The sequence below is a fragment of the Cellulomonas endophytica genome (assembly GCF_004123805.1).
Classification (GTDB): Bacteria; Actinomycetota; Actinomycetes; order Actinomycetales; family Cellulomonadaceae; genus Cellulomonas; species Cellulomonas endophytica.
In genome coordinates, this window is sequence record NZ_RWJX01000009.1 from 1 (window position 1) to 26,269 (window position 26,269).

General features: G+C 73.8%; 27 protein-coding genes. 3 read left to right on the top strand and 24 right to left on the bottom strand.

The window, feature by feature from the left end; all coding sequences use genetic code 11:
- Positions 1-101 precede the first annotated feature (101 nt).
- Both EJA20_RS04385 and EJA20_RS04390 read right to left on the bottom strand, forming a co-directional pair.
- Positions 102-902, bottom strand: a complete 801-nt coding sequence (locus EJA20_RS04385) for a class I SAM-dependent methyltransferase (RefSeq protein WP_205687356.1) — start codon at positions 900-902, stop codon at positions 102-104.
- Between the two features lie 43 nt (positions 903-945).
- On the bottom strand, positions 946-2,352 hold the full coding sequence (locus tag EJA20_RS04390) for a hypothetical protein (protein WP_164983822.1): 1,407 nt from the start codon (positions 2,350-2,352) through the stop codon (positions 946-948).
- A gap of 162 nt (positions 2,353-2,514) precedes the next feature.
- Here EJA20_RS04390 and EJA20_RS18585 point away from each other — a divergent pair, with 162 nt between their 5' ends.
- On the top strand, positions 2,515-3,384 hold the full coding sequence (locus EJA20_RS18585) for an LLM class flavin-dependent oxidoreductase (RefSeq protein WP_164983823.1): 870 nt from the start codon (positions 2,515-2,517) through the stop codon (positions 3,382-3,384).
- Between the two features lie 22 nt (positions 3,385-3,406).
- Here the strand turns inward: EJA20_RS18585 and EJA20_RS04400 are convergent, their stop codons facing one another.
- From EJA20_RS04400 to EJA20_RS04415, 4 genes are read right to left on the bottom strand one after another with little or no spacing between them, the layout of a single operon-like run.
- Complete coding sequence (locus EJA20_RS04400; RefSeq protein ID WP_240675026.1) at positions 3,407-4,066, bottom strand: DUF305 domain-containing protein; 660 nt, start codon at positions 4,064-4,066, stop codon at positions 3,407-3,409.
- Positions 4,063-4,704: a DUF3105 domain-containing protein gene (locus EJA20_RS04405; protein ID WP_129336955.1), complete on the bottom strand. Its 642-nt coding sequence runs from the start codon at positions 4,702-4,704 to the stop codon at positions 4,063-4,065. The genes EJA20_RS04400 and EJA20_RS04405 overlap by 4 nt, the downstream gene beginning before the upstream one ends.
- A 49-nt stretch (positions 4,705-4,753) precedes the next feature.
- Positions 4,754-5,392: a GNAT family N-acetyltransferase gene (locus EJA20_RS04410; RefSeq protein ID WP_129336956.1), complete on the bottom strand. Its 639-nt coding sequence runs from the start codon at positions 5,390-5,392 to the stop codon at positions 4,754-4,756.
- A 58-nt stretch (positions 5,393-5,450) separates the two neighbouring features.
- Positions 5,451-6,383, bottom strand: coding sequence for an aminoglycoside phosphotransferase family protein (locus EJA20_RS04415; protein ID WP_129336957.1), 933 nt, complete (start codon positions 6,381-6,383; stop codon positions 5,451-5,453).
- 164 nt (positions 6,384-6,547) lie between these two features.
- Here EJA20_RS04415 and bla point away from each other — a divergent pair, with 164 nt between their 5' ends.
- Positions 6,548-7,555, top strand: coding sequence for a class A beta-lactamase (bla, locus tag EJA20_RS04420; protein WP_240675027.1), 1,008 nt, complete (start codon positions 6,548-6,550; stop codon positions 7,553-7,555).
- Positions 7,556-7,604: 49 nt separating this feature from the next.
- Here bla and EJA20_RS04425 read toward each other — a convergent pair whose 3' ends face one another.
- The 9 genes from EJA20_RS04425 to EJA20_RS04465 form a co-directional block, all read right to left on the bottom strand.
- Positions 7,605-8,015: an arsenate-mycothiol transferase ArsC gene (locus EJA20_RS04425; protein ID WP_205687357.1), complete on the bottom strand. Its 411-nt coding sequence runs from the start codon at positions 8,013-8,015 to the stop codon at positions 7,605-7,607.
- Positions 8,016-8,438: 423 nt separating this feature from the next.
- Positions 8,439-8,735 carry a hypothetical protein gene (locus tag EJA20_RS04430; protein WP_129336959.1) on the bottom strand — a complete coding sequence of 99 codons (297 nt, stop codon included), beginning with the start codon at positions 8,733-8,735 and terminating at the stop codon, positions 8,439-8,441.
- Positions 8,736-9,247: 512 nt separating this feature from the next.
- Positions 9,248-9,613, bottom strand: coding sequence for a hypothetical protein (locus EJA20_RS04435; RefSeq protein WP_129336960.1), 366 nt, complete (start codon positions 9,611-9,613; stop codon positions 9,248-9,250).
- Positions 9,614-9,650: 37 nt separating this feature from the next.
- Positions 9,651-10,166, bottom strand: coding sequence for a hypothetical protein (locus EJA20_RS04440; RefSeq protein WP_129336961.1), 516 nt, complete (start codon positions 10,164-10,166; stop codon positions 9,651-9,653).
- A gap of 667 nt (positions 10,167-10,833) precedes the next feature.
- Positions 10,834-12,915, bottom strand: coding sequence for a hypothetical protein (locus EJA20_RS04445; RefSeq protein WP_129336962.1), 2,082 nt, complete (start codon positions 12,913-12,915; stop codon positions 10,834-10,836).
- A gap of 65 nt (positions 12,916-12,980) precedes the next feature.
- Positions 12,981-13,847, bottom strand: a complete 867-nt coding sequence (locus EJA20_RS04450; RefSeq protein WP_129336963.1) for a carbohydrate ABC transporter permease — start codon at positions 13,845-13,847, stop codon at positions 12,981-12,983.
- A gap of 8 nt (positions 13,848-13,855) precedes the next feature.
- Complete coding sequence (locus EJA20_RS04455) at positions 13,856-14,797, bottom strand: carbohydrate ABC transporter permease (RefSeq protein WP_129336964.1); 942 nt, start codon at positions 14,795-14,797, stop codon at positions 13,856-13,858.
- 55 nt (positions 14,798-14,852) lie between these two features.
- The gene (locus EJA20_RS04460; RefSeq protein WP_240675028.1) at positions 14,853-15,959 is read right to left on the bottom strand and encodes a sugar ABC transporter substrate-binding protein; all 1,107 of its coding nucleotides are present in this window, start codon (positions 15,957-15,959) and stop codon (positions 14,853-14,855) included.
- Positions 15,960-16,204: 245 nt separating this feature from the next.
- Entirely contained in the window at positions 16,205-17,203 is a 999-nt protein-coding gene (locus EJA20_RS04465; RefSeq protein WP_164983824.1) for a LacI family DNA-binding transcriptional regulator, read from the bottom strand.
- A 218-nt stretch (positions 17,204-17,421) separates the two neighbouring features.
- On the opposite strand from EJA20_RS04465, the gene EJA20_RS04470 reads away from it, so the two are divergent.
- Positions 17,422-17,643 (top strand): hypothetical protein, encoded by a 222-nt coding sequence (locus EJA20_RS04470; protein WP_129336967.1) that lies wholly within the window; start codon positions 17,422-17,424, stop codon positions 17,641-17,643.
- A gap of 247 nt (positions 17,644-17,890) precedes the next feature.
- Here the strand turns inward: EJA20_RS04470 and EJA20_RS04475 are convergent, their stop codons facing one another.
- From EJA20_RS04475 to arfB, 9 genes are all read right to left on the bottom strand, one after another.
- Positions 17,891-19,387, bottom strand: coding sequence for a site-specific integrase (locus tag EJA20_RS04475; RefSeq protein WP_129336968.1), 1,497 nt, complete (start codon positions 19,385-19,387; stop codon positions 17,891-17,893).
- A gap of 2 nt (positions 19,388-19,389) precedes the next feature.
- Entirely contained in the window at positions 19,390-19,737 is a 348-nt protein-coding gene (locus EJA20_RS04480; protein WP_129336969.1) for a helix-turn-helix domain-containing protein, read from the bottom strand.
- Positions 19,734-20,834 (bottom strand): tyrosine-type recombinase/integrase, encoded by a 1,101-nt coding sequence (locus EJA20_RS04485; protein WP_240675029.1) that lies wholly within the window; start codon positions 20,832-20,834, stop codon positions 19,734-19,736. The genes EJA20_RS04480 and EJA20_RS04485 overlap by 4 nt, the downstream gene beginning before the upstream one ends.
- Positions 20,835-21,198: 364 nt before the next feature.
- On the bottom strand, positions 21,199-21,834 hold the full coding sequence (locus tag EJA20_RS04490; RefSeq protein ID WP_205687358.1) for an HAD family hydrolase: 636 nt from the start codon (positions 21,832-21,834) through the stop codon (positions 21,199-21,201).
- Positions 21,835-21,871: 37 nt separating this feature from the next.
- Complete coding sequence (locus tag EJA20_RS04495; RefSeq protein WP_129336971.1) at positions 21,872-22,375, bottom strand: hypothetical protein; 504 nt, start codon at positions 22,373-22,375, stop codon at positions 21,872-21,874.
- Positions 22,376-22,501: 126 nt separating this feature from the next.
- Entirely contained in the window at positions 22,502-23,608 is a 1,107-nt protein-coding gene (locus EJA20_RS04500) for an epoxide hydrolase family protein (protein WP_129336972.1), read from the bottom strand.
- 237 nt (positions 23,609-23,845) lie between these two features.
- On the bottom strand, positions 23,846-24,397 hold the full coding sequence (locus tag EJA20_RS04510; protein WP_129336974.1) for a glycosyltransferase family 2 protein: 552 nt from the start codon (positions 24,395-24,397) through the stop codon (positions 23,846-23,848).
- A gap of 167 nt (positions 24,398-24,564) precedes the next feature.
- Positions 24,565-25,560 (bottom strand): squalene cyclase, encoded by a 996-nt coding sequence (locus EJA20_RS04515; protein WP_129336975.1) that lies wholly within the window; start codon positions 25,558-25,560, stop codon positions 24,565-24,567.
- Positions 25,561-25,650: 90 nt separating this feature from the next.
- Positions 25,651-26,091, bottom strand: a complete 441-nt coding sequence (gene arfB, locus EJA20_RS04520) for an alternative ribosome rescue aminoacyl-tRNA hydrolase ArfB (protein WP_129337024.1) — start codon at positions 26,089-26,091, stop codon at positions 25,651-25,653.
- Positions 26,092-26,269 lie beyond the last annotated feature (178 nt).

Sequence of the window (26,269 nt, forward strand, 5' to 3'; positions counted from 1 at the left end):
GCGCCGGGGGCGGCCGGGGCGCGGGTCGCCGCGGGCGGGGCGCCGCCCGCCGCCCGGGAGCGCATCACCACTGTCCCGCGCCGGCGGGTCGCCCGGGGCGGTCAGCGCCCGGTGTGAGGCGCCCCGCCCGCCCCGGGGACGCGGGCGCGCACGACGACGTACCGGGTGCGACCGCTGCGGAACCCCTCGTAGCTGCTGCTGCCCCGCAGCGCGGCGAACCGGGCGAGGAGGGGCCGGGCGGCGCGCCCGAGCCACGCCGTCAGCAGCGCCCGCTTGCGGGCGTCGTCGGCGTCGAGCGCCGCGACCACGCCCGCGGTGACGTCCTCCTCGTCCTCGACGACGAGCCCCGCGGCGCGCACGGCGGCGAGCAGCGCGGGCACCTCGTCGGCGGGCCGGAAGTCGGCGAGCAGCAGGGCCCCGCCGGGCCGGAGCACGCGGCGGACCTGGGCCAGGAACGCGGGCAGGTCCGGGTAGCAGTGCGAGGACTCGACGTTGAGGACGGCGTCGAACGCGGCGTCGGGGAAGGGCAGGGCGTCGGCGGACCCGCGCACGAAGGACAGGCCGGGGGCGCGCCGGTGCCGTCGGGAGAGGTCGACGGCCGCCGCCGACAGGTCGAGCCCGACGGTCCGCCGCGGCCGGTGCTCCCGTGCCACCCACAGGCTGCCCCCGCCACGCCCCGACCCGACCTCGAGGACCTCGCGGCCCGCCAGGGGCTCGGGCCCGACCGTGCGCGCGTAGACCTGGACGGCGAGCCGGTCGGGCTCGTCCCCGGGCGCGAGCCGGGGCGCCGGGTCCCCGTCGGGCAGGACGAGCCCGTAGTTCATGAAGGCCCACTCGGGCCTCCGGGAGCGGACGGCCAGGAGCTCGTAGACCACCTGCCACCCCACCCGTCCCAGCCGCACGGCCCGAGGCTAGCCCCCGGGACCGTCGCGAGGGTCCCGGCCGTCAGCCGCCGGCGCGCGCCGCCCGGACGAGCTCGAAGTACCACCGCACGCCGGGGTCCTCCGCCGTGCCGGCGCCGCCGAGGTCGTACCGCATCGGGAGCACCTGGAACCAGGGCCCGTTGTGGAAGAACGTCGAGAGCCCCGGCTCGGCGGCCGCGCTGGCGACCTCGCCGCGGTACTCCGCACGCAGGTCCGCGTCGAAGACCCCGCGCGGGCGGCCGTTCGTGTACCCGCCGTACTGCTCGACGTTGACCATGGGCGTGTCGATCCCGGCCGCCCGGTACGCCCGGTACGCGGACAGCTGCACCCGGTCCGCGGCGTCACCGGTGTCGAAGAGCAGGACGTCCGCCTCCGGGGAGCGGCCGATCGCGACGTTCCTGGCCCGGTCGTACCCGCCGGCACCCGCCACCCGCTCCGGGTCGACCTCGTGCACGATCCGCAGCAGCTCGACGACGCGCGCGGGGTCGCGCAGGTCGTAGACGTCCTCCGAGTCGCGGTACCCCTCGGAGTTCTGCTCGTTCGCGATGTTGAGCACCACGTTGCGGTGGGGGAGCAGAGCGGTCGTCGCGGTCCGCACGGCCGCCCGCACCGCGTCGGCGTCGCGGAAGGTGAAGGGCGCCGCCTGGTAGAAGATGCCCACGAGGACGACCATGTCGCGGTCCGCGGCCTCCTCGACGATCCGCACCATCCGGCGCACGTGGTCGGGGTCGAGCCGGCGGCCGTCGCTCGAGAACGGGTTGTGGTTCGCCGAGCGCGAGCCCATCCAGTACACGGCGACGGTGTTGACGCCGTGGGCGCGGTAGTCGTCGAGCTGCGCGACGAGGTGCTCCGTCTGGGCGTCGCTCACCGTCGCCGACGCGGTGCGCACACCCCACATGTCGAAGGGGCGGCCGTCGAGCGTGAACCCCTCGCCCCGCACCGCGAGCACGTCGTCACCGGCGGGTCCGGGCACCTCCGGGTCGGGGCGGGGGGGGGGGACGGGGCGCGTCGGCGGGACGGGCGCGGCGTCGCCCACCCGGAACGTCGCGGTGACCGTGCGGCGCTCGCCGGTCCGCGTCGTCACGGTCGCGCGGACGTCGTGCGGGCCCGCACCGAGGTCGGCGGTGTCGAGCCGGTACGCCCGCCCCGCCTTGTCGTCGCCGAGCAGGGTGAAGGGCGCCATCCGCTCCGTGCGGGTGGTGCGCCCGTCGAGGGCGAACGTCACCGTGGCCACGTCCCGGTCGCCGTCGAGCCACACGGCGACGTGCTCGTCGAGCGTGGCGCCGTCCAGCGGGCGCGGCCCCGCCATGTCGGCGCGGGCGCTCCACGCCAGGACGGGGTCCGGGCCGGCGCCGGCCGCGGGGGAGACCCCGGCGAGGAGCAGGCCGAGCGCGGCGACGAGGACCAGGGGACGGGTGCGGAGGGACATGGTCCACCTCGGCGGGTGCGGTGCGGGGGGTCCCCGGAACGGAGCGGGGCGCGGCGTGCGCAGCGGTGCGGCGCCGACGGGGTGGCCGGGCCACCCGTGCGGATCTCGACGACCAGTGTGGAGCCCGCGCGCGGCGGGTGCAGCCCGTGGGAGCGTCGCGGGGTGCGCTACTGCCTCTCGGTGCCGAACTTCGGCCCCGGCCTCGACGCGTCCACCCTGGCCGGCTGGGCGGTCGACGCCGAGGCCGCGGGCTGGGACGGGTTCTTCCTCTGGGACCACCTGTTCGCGTTCGACCCCGGACCGGTGGACGTGGTCGACCCGTGGATGACGCTGGCGGTGGCGGCGGACCGCACGCGCTCCATCCGGCTCGGGACGCTCGTGACCCCGCTCCCGCGGCGCCGCCCGGTGAAGGTCGCCCGCGAGACCGTGACGCTCGACCGGCTCAGCGGCGGCCGTGCCGTGCTGGGCGTCGGGATCGGCGACTTCCCGTTCGAGTGGGCCTATCTCGGCGAGGTCCCGGACCTGCCGACCCGGGGCCGACTGCTCGACGAGCACCTGGAGCTGCTGGACCGGCTGTGGTCGGGGGAGCCGGTGGTCCACCGCGGCGAGCACTACCGGGTCGCGGCCGACGCGGGCGCGCTGCCGTGGGCCGGGGTGACCTGGCCGCCGCCCGTGCAGCGGCCGCGCGTGCCGGTGTGGGTCGCCGGCACGTGGCCCGGCGGGGCGCCGTTCCGGCGCGCGGCCCGCTGGGACGGGGTCGTCCCCATGCGGGCCGACGGCCCGTGGACGGTGGAGGACACCGCTGGGGTCCACGCGGCGGTCTCCCGGCACCGGGACCCGGCGGCCGGGGCCTTCGCGCTCGTCGTGCCGGGGGAGAGCCCGCCGGGCGGGGCGCCCGCGGCCGCGGCCCGGCACGCCGCCGTCGGCGGGACGTGGTGGCAGGAGAACGTCACGCCGTGGCGCTACGGCTGGTCGGCCGGCCGTCCGCTGCCCGCCGAGGCGATGCGGGAGCGCATCCTCGCGGGTCCCTGAGCACAGGGCGCGAGGGGGCGGCTCAGGGCAGCGGGCCGCCGCGCGCGTCGAGCAGGTCCTGCAGGGCGGACAGCTCCCGCTGCTGGTTCCGCACGATGTTCTCGGCCAGGGAGCGCACGACGGGCCGACCCGCCCGGTCCGCGGCCTCCTGCGCCATCGTCACGCCCCCGCGGTGGTGCGCGATCATGAGCTCGAGGTACAGCCGCTCCGCGTCCGTGCCGGTCGCGGCGGTGAGCCGGGCGAGGTCCTCCCGGGACACCCACCCCGGCATCGCGGCGTAGCCCGTCAGGCCCGCGTCGGCGGCCGCGGCGTGGTCGTGCTCCGTCATCCACGCCATGGGGGCCGTCGACGAGGCGGCCGGCAGCCCCCACGTGCTGAGCCAGCCCGCCATCTGGCCGATCTGGTTCTGCTGCGTCAGCAGGATGTCCAGGGCGACGACCCGCAGCTCGGGGTCGGTGCTGCGGTCGCGCACGAGGACGGACAGCTCCACGGCCTGGGCGTGGTGGACCTGCATGTCGCGCGCGAAGCCCGCGTCGACGGAGCCCTCGGGGGCGGCCGTCGCGGCGGGCTGCCGGGTGAGCACCGACCCGAGCAGCGCGCCGAGCGCCAGGACGGCGACGAGCACGCCGACGAGCGCGACCCGGCTGGGGCCGGGGCGCGGCCCGTCGGCGTCGGACGTCACGCCGGGGTGCCCACGCCGTTGGAGCAGGGCGCGCCGACCTCGGACAGCTCGGGGTTCAGCAGGTACTTCTCGACGAAGACGGGCAGGCGCTCGTCGTCGGCGGACTCCAGGGCCAGCCGGTAGCCCCACGAGGTGGCGACGACGGGGGCGTCCATGCCCTCGTAGGGGCTGACGAGCACGTAGGCGTTGCCCTCGGCGAGCGCCTCGAGGCGGTCGACCTCGTCGGCGGGCAGGGACGGGTCGTAGGCGAGCCACACCGCGCCGTGCTCGAGGGAGTGCACGGCGTTCTCGTCGGGCACCGTCTCGGCGTAGACGCCGCAGTTGAGCCAGGCGGCGTTGTGGTCCCCGCCGACGGGCGGGGCCTGCGGGTAGTCCACGGTGGTCGTCACGTGGTTGAAGGTGAGGTCCTCGAAGGTCTCGACGCCCTCGATGTCGGCGTCGGCCGCGGCCTCGAGCGCAGCCTGCTGCCGGCCCTCGCCGATGATGACGGCGGCCGCCACCCCGACGAGCGCCAGCACGAGCACGCCGGCGACCGACGCGATCAGCACGGTGCGCCGGCGCTGCTTCCGGCTCTGCTCGGCGCGGACGGCGGCGAGCTTGGCCTGCCGCTCGGCCTCGGTGACGCGACGGCTGCTCATGGGGTCCTCCTGGGTCGGACGGTCCGGGGGAGGATACTTGGACCTTCTATCACCGCCGGCCCCCGCCGTGCCGGGCCGCCCCCGCCCCGGCCAGGTCGCGCCGGACGACGAGCCGGGGCATCTTGCTCGCCACGGCGTCCGTGGTCCCCACGACGCGGAAGCCCGCCGCCTCGAACATCGCGCGCGTGCCCACGAAGGCCATGGTCGTGTCCATGCGGCGGCCGCCAGGGTCCACGGGGTACGCCTCGACGGCCGGTGCGCCCTGCGACGCCGCCCACGCCACCGCCCCCTCGAGCAGGTGCCCCGTGACGCCCTGGCGCCGGTGCCCGCCGCGGACGACGACGCAGATGATGCTCCAGACCGGCACCTCGTCGACCGGGCGGATGAGCGCCGAGGCGACGAGCCGGGGGATCTCCGCGCGGGGGCTGATGGAGCACCAGCCGACGGGCACGCCGTCCCGGTAGGTCACCACGCCCGGCGGGTGCTCCCGGGCGCACAGGGCCCGGGCGGCGGCCTCGCGGCTGCCGCCGCCGAGCCGCTCGATCTCCGGCGCGGGCAGCCGGTGGGACAGGCACCAGCAGTGCGTCGTCCGCCGGTTCGGGTTGACGACGTCCGCGAAGTCGTCGAACCGGTCCGGGGTCACCGGGTGCGTCGACCACCCCGTGCCCTCGCCTGTGCCCTCGTCCATGCTCACGCCCTCGCCCATGCCCCATGGCACCACCGGGCACCGACACGCGGCCAGCCCCTCAGACGCCGGCGAACAGCTCGTCGAGCACGTGCCGGGCCAGCTCCGCCTGCCCCGGCGGCCGGTTCGTGAGCATGACGAGCGCCTTCCACAGCGCCCAGCCGCGGCCCCGCGCCCATGTCGCCTCGTCGAGAGCGAGGCCTTCGCGGTAGGCGTCCCGCGCCGCCCCGTGCAGCCGCGTCCACAGCAGGACGGTGTCGCAGGCGGGGTCGCCCACGCCCGCGAGCCCGAGGTCGACGACCGCGACCAGCCGCCCGTCGCGCACGAGCAGGTTGTGCGTCGACACGTCGCCGTGGAACCAGCAGGGCTCGTCGGTGGCCCGGGCCTCCAGGGCGTCCCCCCAGAGCCCGGTCGCCCGGTCGCGCTCCCGGCCGTGCAGCCGGTACAGCAGGGCGCGCACCTCGTCGTCCCCCTGGTCCAGGGGAGCGCCCCGGAAGGCGCTGTGCGGGCCCGGCCGCGGGCCGCCCGTGGGGTCGACCCCGCGCAGCGCGACGAGGAACGCCGCCAGGTCCTCGGCCAGCGCGACGGGGTCCTCGACGCCGACGACGGCGGCCGGCTGCCCCGCCAGCCACCCCAGGACGGTCCAGGGCGCCGGGAAGCGGGGGGAGGGGCGGCCGACGCCGCGAACCGCCGGGACCGGCAGGGGCAGGCGCGGCCCGAGGAGGGGGAGCCACACCTGCTCCTTCGCGGTCTGCGGCACGGCGTGCGGAGCGGCCGGCAGCCGGACGCAGAGGTCGTCGCCGAGGCGGAGCATGTGGTGGTCGTTCCCGGCGTGCTCCACGGGGCGCAGCGGCAGGTCCTGCAGGTGCGGGAGCTGCTCGGCCAGCAGCGTGCGGACGAGGGCCTCGTCGACGACGAGGTCATCGGCGACCGCGGCGCGGGGCGTGGCCGCCGTGGGGACGCCGCCGTCCCCCTCCGCGGCCACCGACTCCACCCCTGCACCGTACGGAGCCGTCGGCGGGCCCGCCTAGCCTGGTGGCTCCCGGCCCGGGAGCGCCGGGACCGGGCGACGAGGGGAGCGGCGTGGAGGGAGCGGCGGGTGCGGGCGCCCGGCGTGCCGACCGCGGTCCCCGGGGCGACCGCGTCGACGACGTCGCCGTGACCCGGCGGAGGTGCCGGGCCGCGGCCGCCGGGCTCCTCGTCGCGCTGCTCGTGGCGGCATCCGGGGCCTGCGCCGCCGGGCCCGGGCGTTCGACCTCGGCCTCGTCGGCGACGGCGCCGACGAGCGCGCCCGGGAGGCCGTCCGCCGCGCCGTCCGCCGCCGCCACGCCGCCGGCGACCACGCCGGAGGGGGACCGGGCGGCGGTGGCGGCCGCCGCGTTCGCGGGCCTCGAGAGCGCCACCGGTGCGCGGCTCGGCGTCTGGGCGCTCGACACGGCCACGGGTCGCACGGTCGAGCACCGCGCGGACGAGCGCTTCGGCCTCGCCTCCACCCACAAGGTGCTGTCGGTGGCGGCGCTGCTGGCGGCGCTGAGGCCGGGGGACCTCGACGCGGTGGTGCACTGGCCGGAGGGGGATGTCGTCGCGCACTCGCCCGTGACGGCCGGCCGGGGCGCGTCCGGACTGACCTGGCGCGAGGTGGCGGCCGCGGCCCTGGTGGAGAGCGACAACACCGCGGCGAACCTCGTCCTCGAGCGGGTCGGCGGGCCTGCCGGGCTGACGGGTTCCCTGCGGGCGTGGGGCGACACGGTGACGCGGTCGGACCGGACGGAGCCGGCGCTCAACGAGGTCGCGCCCGGCGACGAGCGCGATACGACGACCCCGCGCGCCCTCGCCACCGACGTGCACGCCCTGCTGCTCGGGGACGCGCCGCCCGACGGGCTGACGGACGAGGACCGGGGCCTGCTGCTCGGCTGGATGCGGGCCTCGACGACCGGCACGGGACTGGTCCGGGCCGGGGTGCCGGACGGCTGGGTCGTCGCGGACCGGTCCGGGACCGGCAGCCATGGCGCGCGCAACGACGTCGCCGTGGTCCACCCGCCCGGGGGCGCACCCGTGGTGCTCGCCGTCCTGACCCGCCACGACGACCCCGACGCCCTCCCAGACGACGACCTGCTCGCGCGGGCGACCGAGGTGGCCCTGGCGGGCCTCGGCCTCACCGGGTGAGCGCGAGCGGCGGGCCCGGCGTGCGGGGGAGCCGTCAGCGCGGTGAGGATCACAGCTGGGCGGCCAGGGCTTCGACGCGGGCGGCGATGTCGTCCCGCACCAGCCGCATCCGCTCGATGCCGCCGATGCCGCGCTCCGACGGCTCGTCGGTGTCCCAGTTCACCACCGGCGTGCCGTCGTGCGGCACCACGACCGCCTCGCGGCCCAGCGTCACGACCAGGTCCGCCGCCGCCACGAGCTCGTCGGTGACGGGCTGGGGCTTCTCCTGGCGGATGTCCACGCCGACCTCGAGCAGGCTCTCGGCGGACAGCGCGTTGACCTCGGCACCCGGCGCGGTGCCCGCGGACGCGACGTGGACGGCGGCTCCCGCCACCTTGCGCATCAGCCCGGCGGCCATCTGCGACTTCCCGCCGTTCTTCACGCACACGAACAGCACCGAGGGTCTGGTGTCCTGGCTCATGGCCGCCATCCTGTCGCGCCGGGCCCGGACGCGTCAGCACGACACCCGGACGACCAGGACCGGACCCGCCGGTCTCACGGGAGCGGCTCCTGGTAGAGGCCCTGCGACGGACCCGGACGTCGCCGCGCGTCCTCCTACCCGGGCTGTCGACGGGCGGCCTCCGCCGGGTCCTTGAGCCACTCGGCCCGCCGCAGCGCTTCCAGGTCGCCGCCCGTGGGCTGACGTCGGGGAGCTGCTTCTCGTGGCGACGTCGCTCTGCGAAAGCTGCGGCGCACGACAGGTGCGTGGTGCGCGACTCATCGAGCGCTTCCAGAGCCAAGATCAACTCGGGCTCGTTCCACTCTCGGGAGAGGCGTGGGGGGAGCTCGTCGTGCGGGCGGTTCCGTCTGCGAGGGGCGCCTCGACACCGACTGCCGACGGCTTTCAGGCCGCGTCTCGGCGCGCTCGGGATGCCCGGAGCGACAGAGCCGCCAGGGCAGCGGCCGCGGCTAGCCAGGGGACCTCGTCGAAGACGTCACCCCGGCCATTGCTTGCATCTGCTGCAACGGCCGACTGGTACGTCAGCACGAGCCAGAGGCCGGCGAGAAGGAGGCCATAGACGGCCAGGGCGACCGCCACAGTCGCCCGAGGGCGTGGCACCAGCGCGACCAGGGCGGCGTGGAGGATCAGCAGACCGGCGAGCCCGAGCGCGAGGAGAGTGACGGTCAGCAGAAGCGTCACGCGCACCACTATCTCCTACAGCAGGGGCAGCAACCGCGGTCAGGCCGCGGTGCTCGCGAGCAGTCCGGCCACTGCCCGGTTCGCGAGCGGCCAACGACGGATGTCGCCCGGCTCGCACGGCCGTTCCCGACGACGTCCGATCAGCGGCATGTCCGGTCGCCTGCGTCGGCGGCTGGCCGTCGGAAGTGGCCGGGGTGAGCGCGCAAGCGCTCACCCCGGGTGCCTGCACGGGCCCGGCTCGAACGGGCAGCTCCCCTCCACAACGGACGCATAGGCCAGGCGTGGCAACCCATGCGTCGAGGCCGCGGCCGAGGCCGGAGGGTCCACTACCTCCGCCGGCACGGCCAGCCTCGCTCCAGCGTCGCCATCGGTCAACGTCCTCACTCGGGTGCGCTACTTGAGGCGTCGTCCGGCGAGGCCGGAACTGCGGCCGGCTCGCGGCGTGACCGGGCGTTCGCGAGCGGCGGCAGGGGTCCTTGCGTTTCCGGCGCGGTCACGCGTCCTGCGCGTTCCTAGTTACCGGCATCGGTGGGATCGCCGTCGTCCCACGCTGCCGCCGCGTTCTGCTTGAGGTGCTCCACGTACCCGACGAGGAGACCCAGCACCTCTTCGTCCTCGAGATCCGAGGTCACCCTGACCGACCAGCCGACGCTTCCGTCGGGCTCGTCGAGCTTGACGAAGGCAAGCACGCCCGAGGGCCTCGTGCGTGCGGGCAGCGCTGGGATCAGCAGACCATCGAGCACCTGGCCGATCGGAAGGCCGGTGGGTCCTGTGTCAGTCATGGTCGGCATGATGCCGCCTCGTTGGCTGCTCACCGTGCAGAGCCGCCATCCGCCCAGCGGCAGATCCGGATGCCGGTCACCCGTCAGCGGAGGCATGCGAGGCAGTTCTCGCGGTACCAGCACAGGCCGCCGCTTAGGACAGCCGCAGCCATCGTCGAATAGTGCGCCGGCGCCTCGCTCGGCTCTCCTCGCGTCGCCGTAGGTGAATCACCGAGAGCAGCTCGAGCGTCGCGTGCCGTTCAACACGCCGCCGAAGTTCATGCGCCTCACCGTCCGTAAGCGCCACCGATATGGAGTATCCGGAATCGTGGAAGTCAGCTAGCCACTCGCCGGTCTTGTCGTAAAGTCCAACGTCAATCGACCACGACGCGTAGGTCTCGAAGTCCGACCACGGCGCTTGATCAGGCGCGAGGACGAGACCCATCCGTGGGTCAGGCGGCGTTCGCGGGCGCTGCCTTGCCGCCTCCTCCAGGCGTTGCTCTGCATCCCGCACCGGTGCGGGCATCTCGTTGCCGTAGTCGCTGTAGACGTCGAACTCCGCCGAGCCGACGTGAGGACGGAGCACGTCGAGCACCGCGGAGCAGATGGCCGCCGCCTCAATGCGATCGGTGACGTGCTTGTCGATGGCATAGACCTGGCGCTCCGACACTGCTGGAACGTAGCGCGCTGCACCTCGGCGGGACGCGCGAACCGCTGCAGACCGCCTCCGCGCGGCCCAGCCGCCCGGTCCCGAACGACTGAACGAGACCGGGGCAAGAGACGACCGAGCCCTTGGTGCTTGCGCTCGCTCATCGGCATGACCGTGCGGTCATGCCCGCCCCGAAGGGGTCCGGAAGTCACCGGGTCAGCAGTAGGGCCATGTGCCTGTCGACCACCGCTCACGCGGAGGTGGCGGCGGATGCGGCAGCGCCGGCGCGCCAGGCCGACGCTTCGCTGCCGTGCTTAGGAGCAGCGATCGCCTCGCCTGCCGCGGAGAGGTCTCATGTGTTTGGCCGGCGCTCAAGCTGGCGCTCGAACCAGGAGGCCGCACGACGACCGTGCGGCACGGCTCGTCTCATGCCGGCAACGCGGTGTGTCACACAGCCGTGAGTCATCGCCCCCCGCCCCGGCGCCGGCCCCCACCCGGAGGCTCAGACGCGCACGATCCATGAGCGCGCACCTGTGACGTTCAAACCCGACTCGCCCCACGGCGCGCGGACACAATCGATCACCCCAACGGCTCGGAGAACGCGCGATGGTGCACGACAACCGCTGACGGCTCGGCTTGGTCCGCTTGGGTTCCTCGATAGCCGGGTCTGACCGGTGAGGACCTGCGGTCAGTGCTCGTTGTCGAGGAGGTCGCGGAGGTCGAGGGCGGTGACGAGCGCCCAGTCCTGGTCGTTGGCGAGCGGGTCCCATCGGGCGCCGCGTGCGCCGTTGACGCTGAGGGGGTTGGAGTAGGCGCAGCTGGCGGAGCCGTCGGCGAAGAACGTGAGGAGTGTGGCGCGAGAGGTCGTTCGGGCGCGGCGGGCGTAGTCCGGGTCGTCCCAGACGCGGGAGGCGAGGCCGTAGACCCATGCGCTCTGGGCGGCCCAGTGGTGGGGCATGGTGTCGCCCCAGATGGGATCGATGCCGAACCAGTAGCCGTCCCAGTGTCGGATGGGGACGCCGTGGGTGCGTGCGTCCGGCTGGTGACCGTCGAACTGTTCGAGGAGGTGCAGGTGGGCGCGGGCGCCGTCGGCGTAGGTGTCGTCGCCGGTGACGAGTGCGAGCTCCAGGAGGATGGCGGCCGCGGGGGCCACGATGGACTGCTCGTACGGGACCTCCGAGGTGGGGTAGGCGGTTCCGTGCTCGAGCAGGGCATGGCCGTGACGGCGGAACAGGTTGAGGAGCTGGCGCTCGACGTCCGGGCGGTCGGCGCGCCGGACGGCGTCGATGCCGCGCAGCACGGGCAGGGCGATCGGGTAGAAGTGGTAGCCACCGGCGGCGTAGAAGTTGCGGACCGTCCGGACGAATCGGTCCAGGTGGGCGGTCGACCCGCTCAGCTCGAAGCACTGCAGCCAGAACCGTGCCACCCAGGGGTAGTTGTAGAGACGGAGGCGGGTCCGGTCGGTGGCCGAGTCGTGGACGGTGCCGTCAAGGTCCTGCAGGTGGTTCGCGACGAAGTGTTCGTAGCGCTCGACTGCCGCGCGGAGGTCGCTGTGGTGGGCGCTGGCCTGGGCCAGGAGAACGCCCATCCCGAGTCGTTCGCGGCCCTCGTTGAGGTCGGGGCGGGTGCTGCGCACGATGCCGCCGGCGCGGTTGTCGTAGGGCAGGAGGGCGCCGTGCAGCGGAGACGATGGGTCGTCGACCTGCTGCCGCGCGGCGATGAAGGCCGATCGTCGGCCGGTCAGCTCGTCCAGGTCGAGGAGGAAGCCGACGGTGGCGAAGGCGGCCGGTTCGAGAGGGTTGCCGACGGCGACGTCGACGAGGCCTGGCTCGGCGCGCACAAGGGTGATGCGGCCATGGCTGTCGACCGGGATCGGGGTCCAGTCGTTCGTGCCGGTATCGCGCACGAGGGCGTGGGTGCCGGGCGGGACGGTGAGGGGGAGGGGTGTGCCGACGGTCGTTGTGGTCCCGTGGGGAAGATCGAGCTCGGGGCCGGGGGCGTGCAGATGGCGGCGGCGTTCGAAGTCAGCGCGGCCGGTGTGCCGGAACACGGTCCATGCGATCGCGATCGTGCTGCCGGGTGCCAAGGTGAGGGGGCGCGACCCGGGGGTGCCGGCCGTCTGCATGGTGTCGTGAAAGGTGAGGGCGAGGTCGCCGCGGACCGCGGAGCCGGTCAGATCGCTGGCTCCGTCGAGGGTGTAGCCAGCGGCCGATCCTTCTGTCAGGGCCAGGCCGAGGTGATCGCCGCGGCCGGACATCCGCAGGGCGCACACCCAGGTCCGGGCCCCGGTGGCGTGGACGTGTGCGTGGGCGTGCCGGTCCAGTCCTGCTGACCCGTCGGTGAGGTCGGTGCGGAACGGGACGAAGACGGACAGCCGCCCGACGTCGAGGGTCGCGTCGCCGAGGTTGCGCAGCTCGTAGTGCTCGAGGAGCGCGCCGTCCTGCAGGCGGCGGGTGACGCGGATGGAGACGTCGTCGACGAGGTAGTGCGAGACGACCTGCGCCGGCCCGGTGCTGGCGACGTGGGTGGCGCGCTGCCACCGGCGCAGGTGAACCTGCTCGCGCAGGGGGGCGCCGAGGTGACCCAGGCCCCAACTGTTGCCGGCGGGGTGCCAGGAGTCACCGGTGCCGGTCACCCAGTTCATGGCGTGCGGGTCGTCGGGCAGCACCAGGGAGGCCACGGCACCGGAGACCGGGTCGATGTCGACGCGCAGGGAGGCGTCCTCCAGCCGGATCGGTCGGGTCTGGGGCATGACGTCGATCGGGTTCACGCGTTCCTCATGGGAGTGGGGGGTGGCGGTCCGGCGGGGCGCGGACGGGGTTGTGGGCAGCGCGCTCACTTGACCGCACCGCCGGTTGTACCTGCGGCGATGTATCGCTGCGCGATCCCGAGCAGCACGATTGCGGGGATGGAGGCGATGACGGCGGTGGCCATCACGGCGCTCCAGTCGCTGACGTAGGTGCCCAGGTAGGAGTAAAGGCCCAGGGTGATGGGCTGCACGGTGTTGGTGGTGGTCAGGGTGAGGGCGAATAGGAAGTCGCCCCAGGTGAACAGGAACGTGAACAGCGCGGCGGTGATGAGCGCGTTGCGGCTCATGGGCAGGACGATCGAGACGAAGGCGCGGATCTGTCCGGCGCCGTCGACCCGGGCAGCCTCGATGACCGAGACGGGAAGCTGGGTCATGAACGCGCGCATGATGAGGATGCCGAACGGGATGCCGGCGGAGGAGTCGGCGACGATGAGTCCGAGCAGCGAGTTGAGCAGCCCGAGGTCGCTGTAGACGGAGTAGAGGGCGTTGGCGACGACAATGCCGGGGATCATCTGGCTGATGAGGATCGCGAACAGCAGGACGTTCAGCCCGCGGAGGCGAAACTGCGCCAGGGCGTAGGCGGCCGGTGCGGCGATCAGGAGGCTGAAGACGACGCTGCCGGACGCCACCAGCAGGCTCGTCACGAGGTTGGTGCTCTGGTCGGCGAACGCGGTCGCGTAGCCGGCCAGGTCCGGGGAGAACGGGAACCAGGAGGTCCCGACGGCTCGGCCCCCGGGCTGGAGCGAGACGTTGACCATCCAGTAGATGGGAAAGAGCAGGATCGCCACGACGCCGATGCCCATGACGGTGTCGAGTGTCCCGGTGCGCCTAGGGCGTTTCGGGACGGCGCCAGTGGTGGCGCGGGTGGTGGGGGGTGCGGTTTCCAGGAGCATGTCGTGCCTCACTCGTCGATCGCGCGCCGGTTGGCACGCAGGTAGATGACGGCGAACAGCAGGGACACCACGATCAGGAGGTTTCCCACGGCGGCGCCCTGACCGAAATCGAACTGCACGAAGGAGAGCCGGTAGGCCTCAGTGGCCAAGGTCTGGGTGGCGTTGGCCGGACCACCTCCGGTCAGCCCCAGGATGATGTCCAGCGCCTTGAGCGTGTAGACGACGCCGAGGACCAGCACGACGGTCACGACCGGGCGCAGCAGTGGCCAGGTGATGTGGCGGAACGCGCGCCGGCCGGTGGCGCCGTCCAGGGCGCCCGCCTCGTACAGCTCCTGGGGGATGTCCTGCAGGCCGCTGTAGAGGATCGTGAGGGCGAACGGGATCCCGAGCCAGATGTTGACGCCGACCAGCGCGGCCATGGCGATGCTGGTGTCGGTCAGCCACCCGACGTCAGCGTTCGACGCGCTGATCGCACCGATCATCTGGTTGACGACCCCCGAGTCCTTGTCGAGCATCCAGCGCCAGATCGCGCTGGAAACGATCAGCGGGATCAGCCACGGCAGCAGGAGCAGGGAGCGCAGCACGTTGTTTAGGGGAAACCGGCGGCGGAAGAACACCGCCAGGGCCATGCCCAGGACGAACTGCCCTGCGATCGACAAGAACGTGAAGACGACGGTGTTCACCGCGGCGCGCCGGAAGATTTCGGAGGTCAGCACTGCCCGGTAGTTGTCCAGGCCGACCCAGGGCGCCTCACCGGTGAAGAACGTAGCGGTGGTGTACTCCTGGAATCCCATCAGCAGGTTCTGTATCACGGGGTACCCGAAGAAGAGTGCCAGGTAGGTGCCGGCGGGCACGATGAAGGCCAGTTGTAATGCGCGCTGGCGCCGTCCGCCGGTCGAGCGGCTCACCCCGCGCGGGGCAGGTGTGACGGCTGTGGTCGTGGTGCTCATGGTGAGTTCCCTTCCGTCGGGTGGGGCGAGTCCGTGACTCGCCCCACCGTCGAGGTCAGCTCTGGGCGGCCTGCTCGAAGGCGGCCAGCGGCTCGGCGCCCCCGGTCAGTGCGGTCTGGATGGCGGTGTGGATCTGCTGGGACGCCACGGTGTAGTCCGCGCCGAGCTTCGCGGTGCGCGCCCGCAGGCCCGGGACCTGAACGGCGAAGCCGGCCATCTTGGGGTTGCTCGCGACGTACTGGTCGGTCAGCGAGACCTTGGTGGGCACCAGGTCACGGCCTTCAGCCAGGGCGAGCTGGCTCTCGTCCGAGGCCAGGCACGCGACGACCTCGGCGGCAGAGGCCATCGACGCCTCGTCGCCGGTGTTGGGGACCGTCCAGGTCTCGCCGCCGAGCGGGGAGACGATCTCCTCGCCGGCCCGCGGGGCCGGGATGGCGACGACCTCGTAGGGCACTGCGGCCTCGTCCAATGACGGGAACTGCCACGGACCGTTGACCATCATCGCGGCCTTTCCTGCGATGAACTGGTCGTTGACGTCGGCCTGCGTCCAGGTGAGTACGGACTCGGAGGCGGCGCCGGCGTCGACGAGGTCGACCCACAGCTGCAGCGCCTCGGCGGCCTCCGGGGAGGCGACGTCGGCCTCGTCCGCGCCGTTGGACCAGAAGAACGGCAGGAACTGGAACGTGCCCTCCTCGGTCGCCGCCGCCGAGAACGCCATGCCATAGGTCTCGCCCTGCGTCAGGGCAGCAGAGGCGGTCTTCAGCTCGTCCCAGGTGGTGGGGACCTCCACCCCCGCGGCCGCCAGGAGCTCGGGGTTGACGAAGAGCGCGATGGTGTTCGCGACCGGCTGGATGCCGTAGAGCTCACCCTCGTAGCTCGACGCGGCGACCACCCCCTCGGCGAAGCCGTCAGCGCTCACCCCGAAGTCGCTCAGAGCGGCAAGCGCACCGGACTGAGCGATCTGAGGCAGGTCGCCGTTGTCCAGCATGAGGATGTCGGGCATCGTCTTGGACGACACCTGCTGCAAGATCTTGGCGAGGTACCCGTCGGAGGGAATCTCCTCCGTCTGGATCGTCACGCCCGTGGTGTTCTCGCAGTCGGCGAACACCGCGTCGTAGACCTCGGTGTCGTTCGTGGAGCCCGCCGGTCGCTGCAGGACCACGGTGGACCCCGGGGCCGCACCCGAGTCGCCGTTGCCTCCCGAGCCTCCCGCGCTGCAGGCCGTGAGCGCCATGGTGAGAGCAATGGCCGTCACCGCGCCGCCGCGGGACACAGACCGTCCGTCGAACATGGGGACTCCTCGTGATCAGCGTCGCCAGCGGCGACTGTCGATGCGCATCGACGTCGATGCGCATCGACGAATCTAGCGGTCGACCACCGAGGTGGGAAGAGGGAGCTTGTAACGATTCAGCGATCGCCGCGGGGCGGCGTGGTCTCGCGGTGCGTCAGGCGGGGCGGGACCAGGTGGATCCGCCCGGCGGGTCTGTCGGTGTCGAGCAGGTCGAAGACCCGAGCCATCGCGACACGTGAGACCTGGTCGGGCTCGGGTGAGACGTTGGTGACCGGGACGCTGAAGGATTGTGCGAGGGCATCGGTGCAGAGGCCGACCAGGGCGATGTCGTGGCCGGGCTCCAGCCGTTCGATGAACATCAGCTGCTGGACCCAGGTGATGGCTTGGGGGGTGCGCGCGACGATGCCGAGCCCGTCCTCGCGGCCCTCGAGGAGTCGTGGTGCCAGCTCGAGCATGCCGCGCCAACCGGCGACCTCCGGACGCAGGACGACGATTGGCACCTCCGCGAGTCGGGCGGCCTCGACCGCGCCGTCCTCGAATCCGGCCACGAAGCCGAAGTCCTTGGCGGCCACTTCCGGCGGCTCGCCCAGGACGACGATCCGGCGCTGGCCGCTCGCGACAAGCTCTTCCACGGCGAGGGCCCCGGCGCGGCGGAAGTCGAAGTCGACGGCGTCCAAGCCGTGGTTGTCCGTCGACAGCCCGATGAGTACGACTGGGATCCCGAGCGTGGCGGCAGTAGCCAACCGCTCGTCGTGGGCCTGGATGTCCATCAGCACGATCGCGTCGACCAGGGACCGCCCCGCCAGCCGCAGCATGCTCGCGGTGCCGTCCTCGGCCGTCACCAGGACCACGTCGAAGTCTCGTGCGGCCGCCTCGCTGGTCACCGTGTCGATGAACGGCAGAACACCGGCCATGTCGGTGGTGACGCCGAGCCGGACGACCAGGCCGATGACGTTCGTCCGTCGGCCGGCCAGGGCGCGCGCTCCCGCGTTCGGATGGAACCTCAGCTGCGCCATGGCTGCTTCGACCTTGGCCCTGGTCGCGGCGGAGATCGGGCGCTTGCCCGTCATCACGTAGGAGACGGTGCTCTGCGACACCCCGGCCAGCTCGGCCACATCCTTACTCGTCGCCACCGATGCCACCCGTTCCAAGACCGAAGCGCCGGCCGTCCGGCAGCGATCCACGACGGTAGCCGAGGACGACTGCGCGGCACACGCACGCGCCGCAGGTCGAGGTCTCCATCGACCTGCGGCGGCGGCGGGTGCGCCATTCCCTGCGGATCATTCGCGTCGTGAGCTGGCCCCGCGACCTCACATTCGCGAGGCTGGCGCCCGTGCTGATCGCCTCGCTCTTGCTCGCGCCCACCGTGATGCTTGCTGCCACGCAGATGGAGCGGCGTCTCGGCCCGTCTGCAGCCGGCTGGGTCGCGGCGCTCCCGCTGGCGTTCGCGGTGGCGGCGCCCGCCGTCGCCCTAAACTCCGGGCCCGATGTCGTCAGCGCGATGGCTCTCAGCGCGGCAGAACACGTACCCGCTCAGATCTCACTGGGCCGTTGAGTTCGAGCGGGGCCGGTACGAGGCGGCTTTCGCCGGTGCTCTCGATCGTATCGCCGGCTTGCCATACGACGAACTCGCACATCGCGGCCGCCGATTCCTATGGCCGTGGCAATTGGGTTCGCGCCAAGCCAGACCGTGACGTTAGCCGCGCCATGGGTTGAGCCGCCCACGCCGCTCGCTCATCGGCTACGAGCGGTAGCCGGCGGCCTGGCGCTCGTCGGCTAGATCCGGATGGCGGAGTGGTCGCTCAGGTGGCGAACCGATGGCCTGCTTCTCGCCTCTCCACCGGTGCGGCGTAGTGGAGGTAGTCGGCGCCCGCGAGTTCGGCGTAACGCATGGCGGTGCTGGGGGAGGCGCCGAGCATCTCGGCGAGGATCGCAGGTGGCGCTTGCCGCGCCAGTTGACGCCAGGTCGCGGCCCGGGTCGGTAAGGCTGGGACACCGGCTTCGCTGAGCAGTGTCGTGACGTAGCCGGGCTTGAGGGGCTGGCCGGGCATGGTGCCGGGGAAGAGCCAGTGGCTGGTGGCGTTGGCTGCGGTTGAACGGTTGGGTCGGGCGGCGACGTGCGCGGCGAGGAGGCTGGCGAACGGCTCGGGGACCTCGGCCCAGTGACGTGTGAACCGGATGCGTACGGCCTCGCTGGTGAGGTCGACGTCGTCGACGGTCAGGCGGGTGAGCCGGTTGACGGGCTGGGCGAAGAGGAGCACGAGCCCGGCCAGGACCCGCACCTGCAGGGGGGAGCGGTCTTCGACGAGGATCGCGCGTAGGGCGGTCAGTCGTTGCTGCTCGCCGAGGGTCACGGGGGCGTCCTTGGCTCGCCGCGGGATGGTGATCTCGCGGGGGAGTAGACGTTGCTGCCGGGCCCAGTACAGGAACGTCTCGACGTGGACCGCGGTGCCCGTGCTGTGGGAGTACCACTGGTCGATGTGCTGCTGACGGACCTGATCGAGGGTGAGTCCGCCGTCGGTGAGCCAGAGCAGGAACTGTCCGGCGACTGTGACGCACTGCTTGGCTCGGGTGAACGCGGCCTCACTGACCGGTGCGGTCGCGGACTGTGCCCGCAGGCGTCGTAGGTGGTGCCAGCGTGCGTAGCGCTCGAGCGTTCGGTGCTGCTCGGGGCGCTCGATGGTGGCCAGTCGACGTTCGAGCCAGCGCTCAAAGTCGGCGACCCTGCGGTCGCGACGGGGCAGCACCGCTTGCTCGACAAGAAGGCCGCGGATGTACTCCACGGTGCGCGAGGTGGGCAGCGCGTCGAGTGCCTCATGCGTCAGCGGGATCGTGCCGGCGGCCATGCCGCGCAGGAGCTGCTGCACGCGCACCGACCGCAGCCATGTGACGCCGCTGTTTGCGCGGGGCATGCCGCCCAGCGCCCGCGCCAGCTGCTCGAGGGCTTCCGGGACGCGGCCGGCTGGCCCGGTCAGTAGGTCGCGGACCTGATCGTTGAGGACGCAGGCCCAGCAGCGCTCACGGCTGTGCAGTTCGGCTTCCCGGCCGCAGCCGACGCAGTCGACGTTGAGGGTGATGCCGCTGCAGGCGCGGCAGGTCGCGCGTCCGGCCGCGTCACGGCCGGGCAGCACGCCCCGGTGATCACAGGCGGCGCAGGATCCTTCGGTGCGCTTGGCGGCCAGGTAGCAGTACTGACAGACCATGCCCTCGGGCCAGCGCGCGGCGGGCTTGTAGGCCTGAACGCAGCGGGCGCATGCGGCGTAGCGCTCGGGGTCGGGCGCGGGACGCGGCCGGGCCACCGCTAGTCACGCTCGGGGTCGACGATGCGGGCGCGGGTCGGGCGTAGCGAGGTGTGCAGCTCGGTGACCGGAGCGCCGTGCCCGGTCTGCTCGGCGGTGCCTTTACGGCCGGCGGACTCCACGTACGGCTCCACCAGGTCGGCCGGAGTGCAGCCGAAGATGTCGCAAAGAGCGGTCAACGTGTGCAGGGACAGCCGCTCGGGCTTGTCCGCCACCAGGCGGTAGACCTGCGCGGCGGACAGGTTCACCCCGCGTTCCCGGAGCAGCGGAGCGAGGTCTGTCGTCTTCCACATGTCGTGCGCGGCCATGATCCGGCGCAGGTGCCAGTGGTATCCCAGGCGCCGGGTCATGCCGAGCTCCCCTCGGTGACGGTCGCGTCCAGGTTGCCGGGGGCGGTCGCGCTCAGTGCTCGGGACACGTCCTGGTCCAGTGCCCGGCGCAGGGTGCGGGTGCGAAAGTCCGAGGACACCGAGGTGTACAGCGCGGTCGTGGACGCGTAGGAGTGGCCGACCTGCTGCTGCACGAACAGCGGGTCGTACCCCGCCTCGATCAAATGTGTCACGTAGGAGTGCCGCAGGCAGTGCAGTCCGATCTCGGGTGGCAGCTCGACGTCGTCGCGGTAGCGGGCGAAGCGTGCTCCCAGCGTGGACAGCTCCACGCGGGCGGCTCTCTCGCTGGGCCACAGCGCCGAGCTGCGCGCGGCGGTCGGCAGCAGCCGCCGGTACGTTCCGACCCACTCAGCCACGACGTCGACCGTCCAGGGGAACACCGTGAGCACGCTGCGTCTGCGCGGTGGGCCGCCCTTGGTCGCCTTGCCCCAGCGGACGTACACCACGCCGTAGCTGCCGAACTCCGGCGCGTGCGGGTTGGGGCCGAAGTCCTCCAGGTCAAGCATCGTCAGCTCGCGGCGACGCAGCCCGAAGCCGTAGGCGACCTTCAGCGCGGCGCTGTCGCGCAGGGCCGTCAGCCAACCCTTGTTGGCGCGCCGGCGCAGCGCTTCGACCTCGTCGTCGACGTGGTCGAAGAGCCGCTGCAGCTCGGGCCTGGTCAGCGATCGCCGCTGCGGGCGGCCCTCGTAGTCGCTGGAGTGCACCGCGGTGTTCCACTCGAAGCACACCTGAGCGGGGTGCGAGCCGAACAGCTGCTCGCACGTCGACGTCCACTCATATCGCGGGTCGGCGACGTAGTCGCAGAATAGCCGCAGCGTCCCGCCGTAGGCGCGGATCGTGCTCGACGCCGCCGGCCGCGGTCCGCTGCGCAACTCGCTCAGGAACTCCTCGACGTCCACCGGGCGCCACGCCCAGGGCCAGTCGTTGGTGTATGCCTGGAACCGGCGCACCATTGCCAGCCGCGGCTCCAACGTACCCCGTGACAGGCCTCGTGCCAGCTGCTGGTCGCGCCACCCGTCGAGCATCGCGGCGAACACCTGCTCGTCAGGTCGCAGCAACGGCGCGCCGGCGCCGATGAGCGCGCGAGGCGCCGACCCCGGACCAGCCCAGCCACCGCCCACGACACCTCCAACAACGACCAACGGACGCCGGAATCGTGCATCAGACGAACGACGGCGGTCAACGGTGCAGGTCAGCCACATGAACGCGGAGCCATGTGGTGCTCGAAGGCCGCTGACTCGACCCCAGGCGATGGCCCCGCCTGACCAGGTAGAAGACCGGCTCAAGCGACCAGCAACGAGTCCACGCAACCGATGCAACTCACCGCGGTACTACGCCGATAATGTGCATTATGTCAGGACGCCGGAGGAACGGGACCGGAGCGGGTTCGACCTCGTCCCCTGCCACCGCTCGCGAGGACCGTCAGCCGCCCAGGGCGGCGCCCTCGCCGATCAGCAGCGTCAGCGCGTCCTGCGGCCGGACCAGACGCACGTCCGCCGGCTCGTCGGGCCGGTACAGGTGGCCCCAGGTCGCGGCCGCGCCCTGGGCTCCGGCCGACCTGGCGGCACGCAGATCCGTGGGCGCATCGCCGACGTAGACGACGTCCGCCGGGTCGACCCCCAGGCGTCGGGCCGCCTCCAGGACGCCGTCCGGCGCCGGCTTGGGGTGCGCCACGTCGTCCCCGCCGACGAGGACGTCGTGCTCGACGCCGGCGGACGCCAGCAACGTCCGGGCCGCCCGGGTGCTCGCGCCGGTGAACACGGCGACCGGCAGCCCGCGCTCACGCAGCGCCCCCAGCGTCTCCAGGACGCCGTCGTAGGCGGTGACGGCCGCACCCAGCAGCCGGTCGTAGTACCGGTCGACCTCCCGGGCCTGCAGCGGCCGCCCGACGAGGTGCTCGAGCATCACCTCCGGGACGCCCAGCGCGTAGGCCGCGACGACCCGCTCGCGGTCGACGTCCTCGACGCCGAGCTCGCGGACGGTCGCGACGAACGCGTCCGGCACGACCGCCGTCGAGTCCAGCAGCGTCCCGTCCATGTCCCAGACCAGGTGCGTCACGGACGGCAGCGTAGGGATCCGCGGCGCCGGGGTGGGCTCACTCCCAGATGTCGCAGGGCGCGCCCGGTGTCGGCTCGGCGAGCTCCATCGTCCGCGACGTCGTCGCGACGGTGCGCAGGTTGATCTCCCACGGCTCGCCCGGCAGGACCTCGACGAGGCGCGCCGTGGCCAGGTGCGGGCCGGCGACGAGGCGGCAGAGGCTCCCGTAGTACTCGCCGTACAGATCCACCTGCACCTTCTGCGGGTGGCCGGTGCACGGCACGACCTGGCCCTCGGTCTGGTTGCGGACGTAGCTCCAGTTGTTGAGGCGGCCGAAGCTGGTCAGGAGCGCGTACGTCCCGTCCGTCGGGCAGACGACCTGCACGGTGAGCAGGCCGCCCACGTCGCCGTTGCCGATGTGCTGGTACTCGAAGGCCTTGATGGGCTGCCCGCTGTGGAAGCCGGGGCCCGGCGGAGCGGCGGCCGCCGGCGTGAGGACCGCGGCGAGCACGAGCAGTGCGGCGGCGGCTGTGGCAGTAGCTGTGGCGCGGATCCCGAGCATCGTCGCTCTCCCCTGGCTGGCCGGGTCGCGGCGCGACGGCGGCCCCTCGACGGTACTGCGGGGCGAGGACGACGCGCCCGACCGCAGGGGCAGGTCCCGAGGTTCACCCGCTCCCGACCCGTCACGTCACGACGTCTCCCCCGCCGGCCGGCGCACCTCGATCGCCCGTCGGATCCCCCAGACGTAGTCCTCGGGCCGCTCCCAGGCGGCGAAGTGACCGCCGTGGTCGAGGTCGCGCCAGTCCACGACGTCGAAGAACCGCTCCGCGAACCGCCGCGGCGCGTTGACGAGGTCGTGGGCGAACATCGTCACCACGGTCGGCACCTCGACCGGCGGCCAGTCCTTCGCGCCGCCCGCGGCGTAGGGCGTGAAGGACGTGCCGATGCTCCCGGTCAGCCAGTAGGCCGTCACCCACGTGAGCGCCTCGTCGTGGGTGAAGGCACTCCCCAGGTCGTCGCCCGGGTCGGTCCAGCGCACGAGCTTCTCGACGAGCCATGCCGCCAGCCCGGCCGGCGAGTCCCCCAGCCCGACCGCGAGCGTGCCCGGCCGGGTCGACTGCTCGTGCATGTAGCCACCCTCGGCGGCCTGCCACCGGTGCCCGCGTGCGACGTACTCGCGCTCCTCGTCGTCGAGGTCCGCGGGCGGGTCGACGAGGAAGTGGTACTGCGAGACGTCGGTGAGGTGCAGGGCCTCGACCACCCCGGGGTGCCGCGCGGCGAGCGCCTCGGCCACGTCGCACCCGACGTCCCCCGCCGAGACGACGTACCGGTCGACCCCCAGCTCGGCCATCGCCGCCGCGACGGCGTCCGCCATGTCGCGCGACGAGAGGCCGCCGCCCGGCACCGGCGCGGCGAACGGGAACCCGGGCAGCGCGGGGGCGACCCACGTCAGGTCGTCCAGGTGCGGCAGCACCCGCTCGAACCGGAGCACGGAGTCGGGCCACCCGTGCAGCAGCAGCACGGCGGGCGCGTCGCCCGCGGCACGGTGGACGACCGCCCGGACGGGGACCTCCGTGCGCTCCGTCGCGTGCCAGGGCAGGGCCGCGATGCGCTCCTCCTGCGCGCGCCAGTCGAAGCCGTCCCGCCAGCGCTCCAGCAGGCCCGCCAGCAGCGCCGGGTCCACGCCGAGGGACCGGTCCAGCACCGGGTGCGGGACCGACCGCGTGCGGGCCAGCCGCTCGGCCAGGTCGTCGAGCGCCGCGTCGTCGGTGCGGGGCAGGTCGATCCGCTGCACGAGGACCTCCGGGGGTCGGCGCGACGGGTCCGGGTCCGGTCGCGCGGGCGGGGACGGGCGGGACGGGTGACGCGGGGCACGAGGGACGAGGGGACGGCGACGGACGGGACGCCCCGCGTCATCAGGGACCGGGGCCGGGGTCCTCCGTGGCGGGCACCCGCTGCCAGGAGGCCAGCCGCGCCTGCGCCTCGCGGTGCAGGAGCGCGGCGGCCGCGTCGACGCGCTCGTCGTCACCCGTCACGAGCAGGTCGACGAGCAGCCCGCGCAGCCGCGCGACGAGCGTCGTGGCCAGGGGCTCGGCGTCCGCCTCCGGGCACCCGGCGCGAAGCCGCAGTTGGCGCCGGTCGGCCACGGGAGGAAGCGCAGGTCGTCGTTGAGCCGGTGCTGGCGGCCGAGCTCGCGCCCGTCCGGCGTGACGTGCCGCAGGCTCCCCCCGAGGAGCACCGCGCCCGCTGCGTACGCGGCCCAGTGCGCCGCGACCCAGCCCGGGTGGACGAGGTCGTCGGCGTCGCAGAGGAGCACGAGCTCGCCCGTCGAGGCCGCCACGCCCGCGGTCCGGGCGACGTTGACGCCGACCCCCGCGGAGGCGTCGACGACGCGGACGAGCGGCGCGAAGGCCGCCGCGACCGCGGCCGTGCCGTCGGTCGACCCGTTGTCCGCGACCACGACCTCGAACGGCACGGGCGCGCTCTGGGCCACCAATGCCCGCAGCTGCCGCCCGAGGGTCGCGGCGCCGTCGCGGACCGGGACCACGACGGAGCAGCGGACGGCGGGGGCGCCGGCGCTCATGCCGACCCCTCGTCGCGCCCCGACCCGCCCCGCGTCCGCGGCACCCGTCCCCCCTCGTCGTCCGTCGTCCCGGCCGCCGGCGCCGCCCGCCCCGCCCGTGGGCGGGCCACGACGGAGCGCCGCGGCGGCCGGACCGCACGCCAGCCTCGCACGGCGCGAGGGGTGGTTCAGGACGCGCCCGGCCCCGTCCCCTCCCACCAGGACAGCGTCCGCAGCGCGAGGAACGTGAGCCACGGCGAGCGCTCCCCCGCCGGGACGTCGACCTCGAACCACACCCTGCCGGGGTGGCGCCCCTCCTGGGTCCACGTGCCGTCGGGCCGGCGGCCGGCCCGCACGACCGCGACGGCCTCGGCCAGCCGCGGGTCCGGCGGCACGCCGTCGTGGAGCGCCGCCGCACGGAGGTGGTCGAGGGCGTGCAGCGCGCTGTAGGCCCACCGGAAGGGGTACGCGAAGCGCGTGGCCCAGGGTCCGACGAGCTCGCCGGTGGAGCGGCGCTGCAGGAGGCGCCGCTGGAGCAGGTACTCCTCCCCCGCGTGCCGGGCCGCCCGGAGCTGGTCCGTCCCGCCCGTCCCGCCCGTCCCGCCCGTCGCCGCCTCGTACGCCAGCAGCCCCTTCACGGCGTTGAGCGTCGAGTGGAACGACGAGCGCCGCGACCCCTCCACCCAGGCGCAGTTCCACCCGCCCTCGGGCTGCGCGTGCTCGACGAACCACCCCGCCAGCGCGGACACGTCCGCGCCCAGCCACGCGCCGTTCGCGAGGGTCGCGGCGTTGATGCACACGTCGACCTCGCCGCCCCAGTACGGCAGGTCGTCGTACTCCCACCGGCTCCCCTCCGCCAGGCGCTCCGCCGTGCCCGCGAGCACGGACGCCTCGACACCCCACTCGCGCAGCGCGGACAGCGACCAGCTCGTGGCCGTCCAGGGCTGGCCCTCGTCCTCCATGCGCTCGAACGGGAAGTCCCGGGGGAAGAAGGCGCCGCCCGCCCACTGCCCGTCCGGGTCCTGCAGCGCGAGCAGCCGTGCGCCGAAGCCCTCGTGCGCGACCCGCGCCCGCGTCGCGCGCCACACGTCCTCCGGCGCCCCGGCCAGGTCGCGCTCCACCTGCCAGCGCAGCGCCGGGTCCTGGTCCAGGAGCCATCCGAGCACCGCGGCGTCGACCACCATCCCTGCACGGTAGACCCGGCGTCCGCCGGTCCGGTCCGGCCAGCCGGTCCGGTCCGGCCAGCCGGTACGGTCCGGCGCCGGGCCGGCCCGTCAGTCGACGGGGCGGCCGCCCCGCAGCCGCTTCGTGGCGGAGCGCTGCCTCTTCGCGGTCAGCCGCCGCTCCTGCGAGCCCCGGGTCGGCCGGGTCGCGCGCCGGGCACGGGCCGGCGGGGCCAGACCCTCGAGGACCAGCGCGACGAGACGGCGCTCGGCCGCCGCCCGGTTGCGCAGCTGCTCGCGGTGCTCGGAGGCCGTCACGGTGAGCACCCCGCCGACGAGGCGCCCGCCCAGCGCCGCGAGGAGCCGGTCGCGCTGCGTCGGCGTGAGCACGGCCGAGCCCGCGACGTCCCAGAGGAGCTCCACGCGCGAGTCCGCCGTGTTGACGCCCTGCCCGCCCGGCCCGGACGAGCGCGAGAACCGCAGGGACAGCTCCGACCGCGGCACGACGAGGGACGCCCCGACCGCGAGCCCCGACGACGGCAGGGGCCGCATCACGCTCCGCCCGCCGCGTGCATGCCGACCCCCGGGACGTCGTCGCCGCCGGTCGTGCGCCGGGGCCCCGGGACCGTCCCGGCGGGCGCCCACGCTACCGGCCCGCCCCGACCGGGGCCGGTCGTCGCGGTCGGTCGTCGCGGCCGGTCTGAGGTACCTCAGACCGCACGCGCGGAGT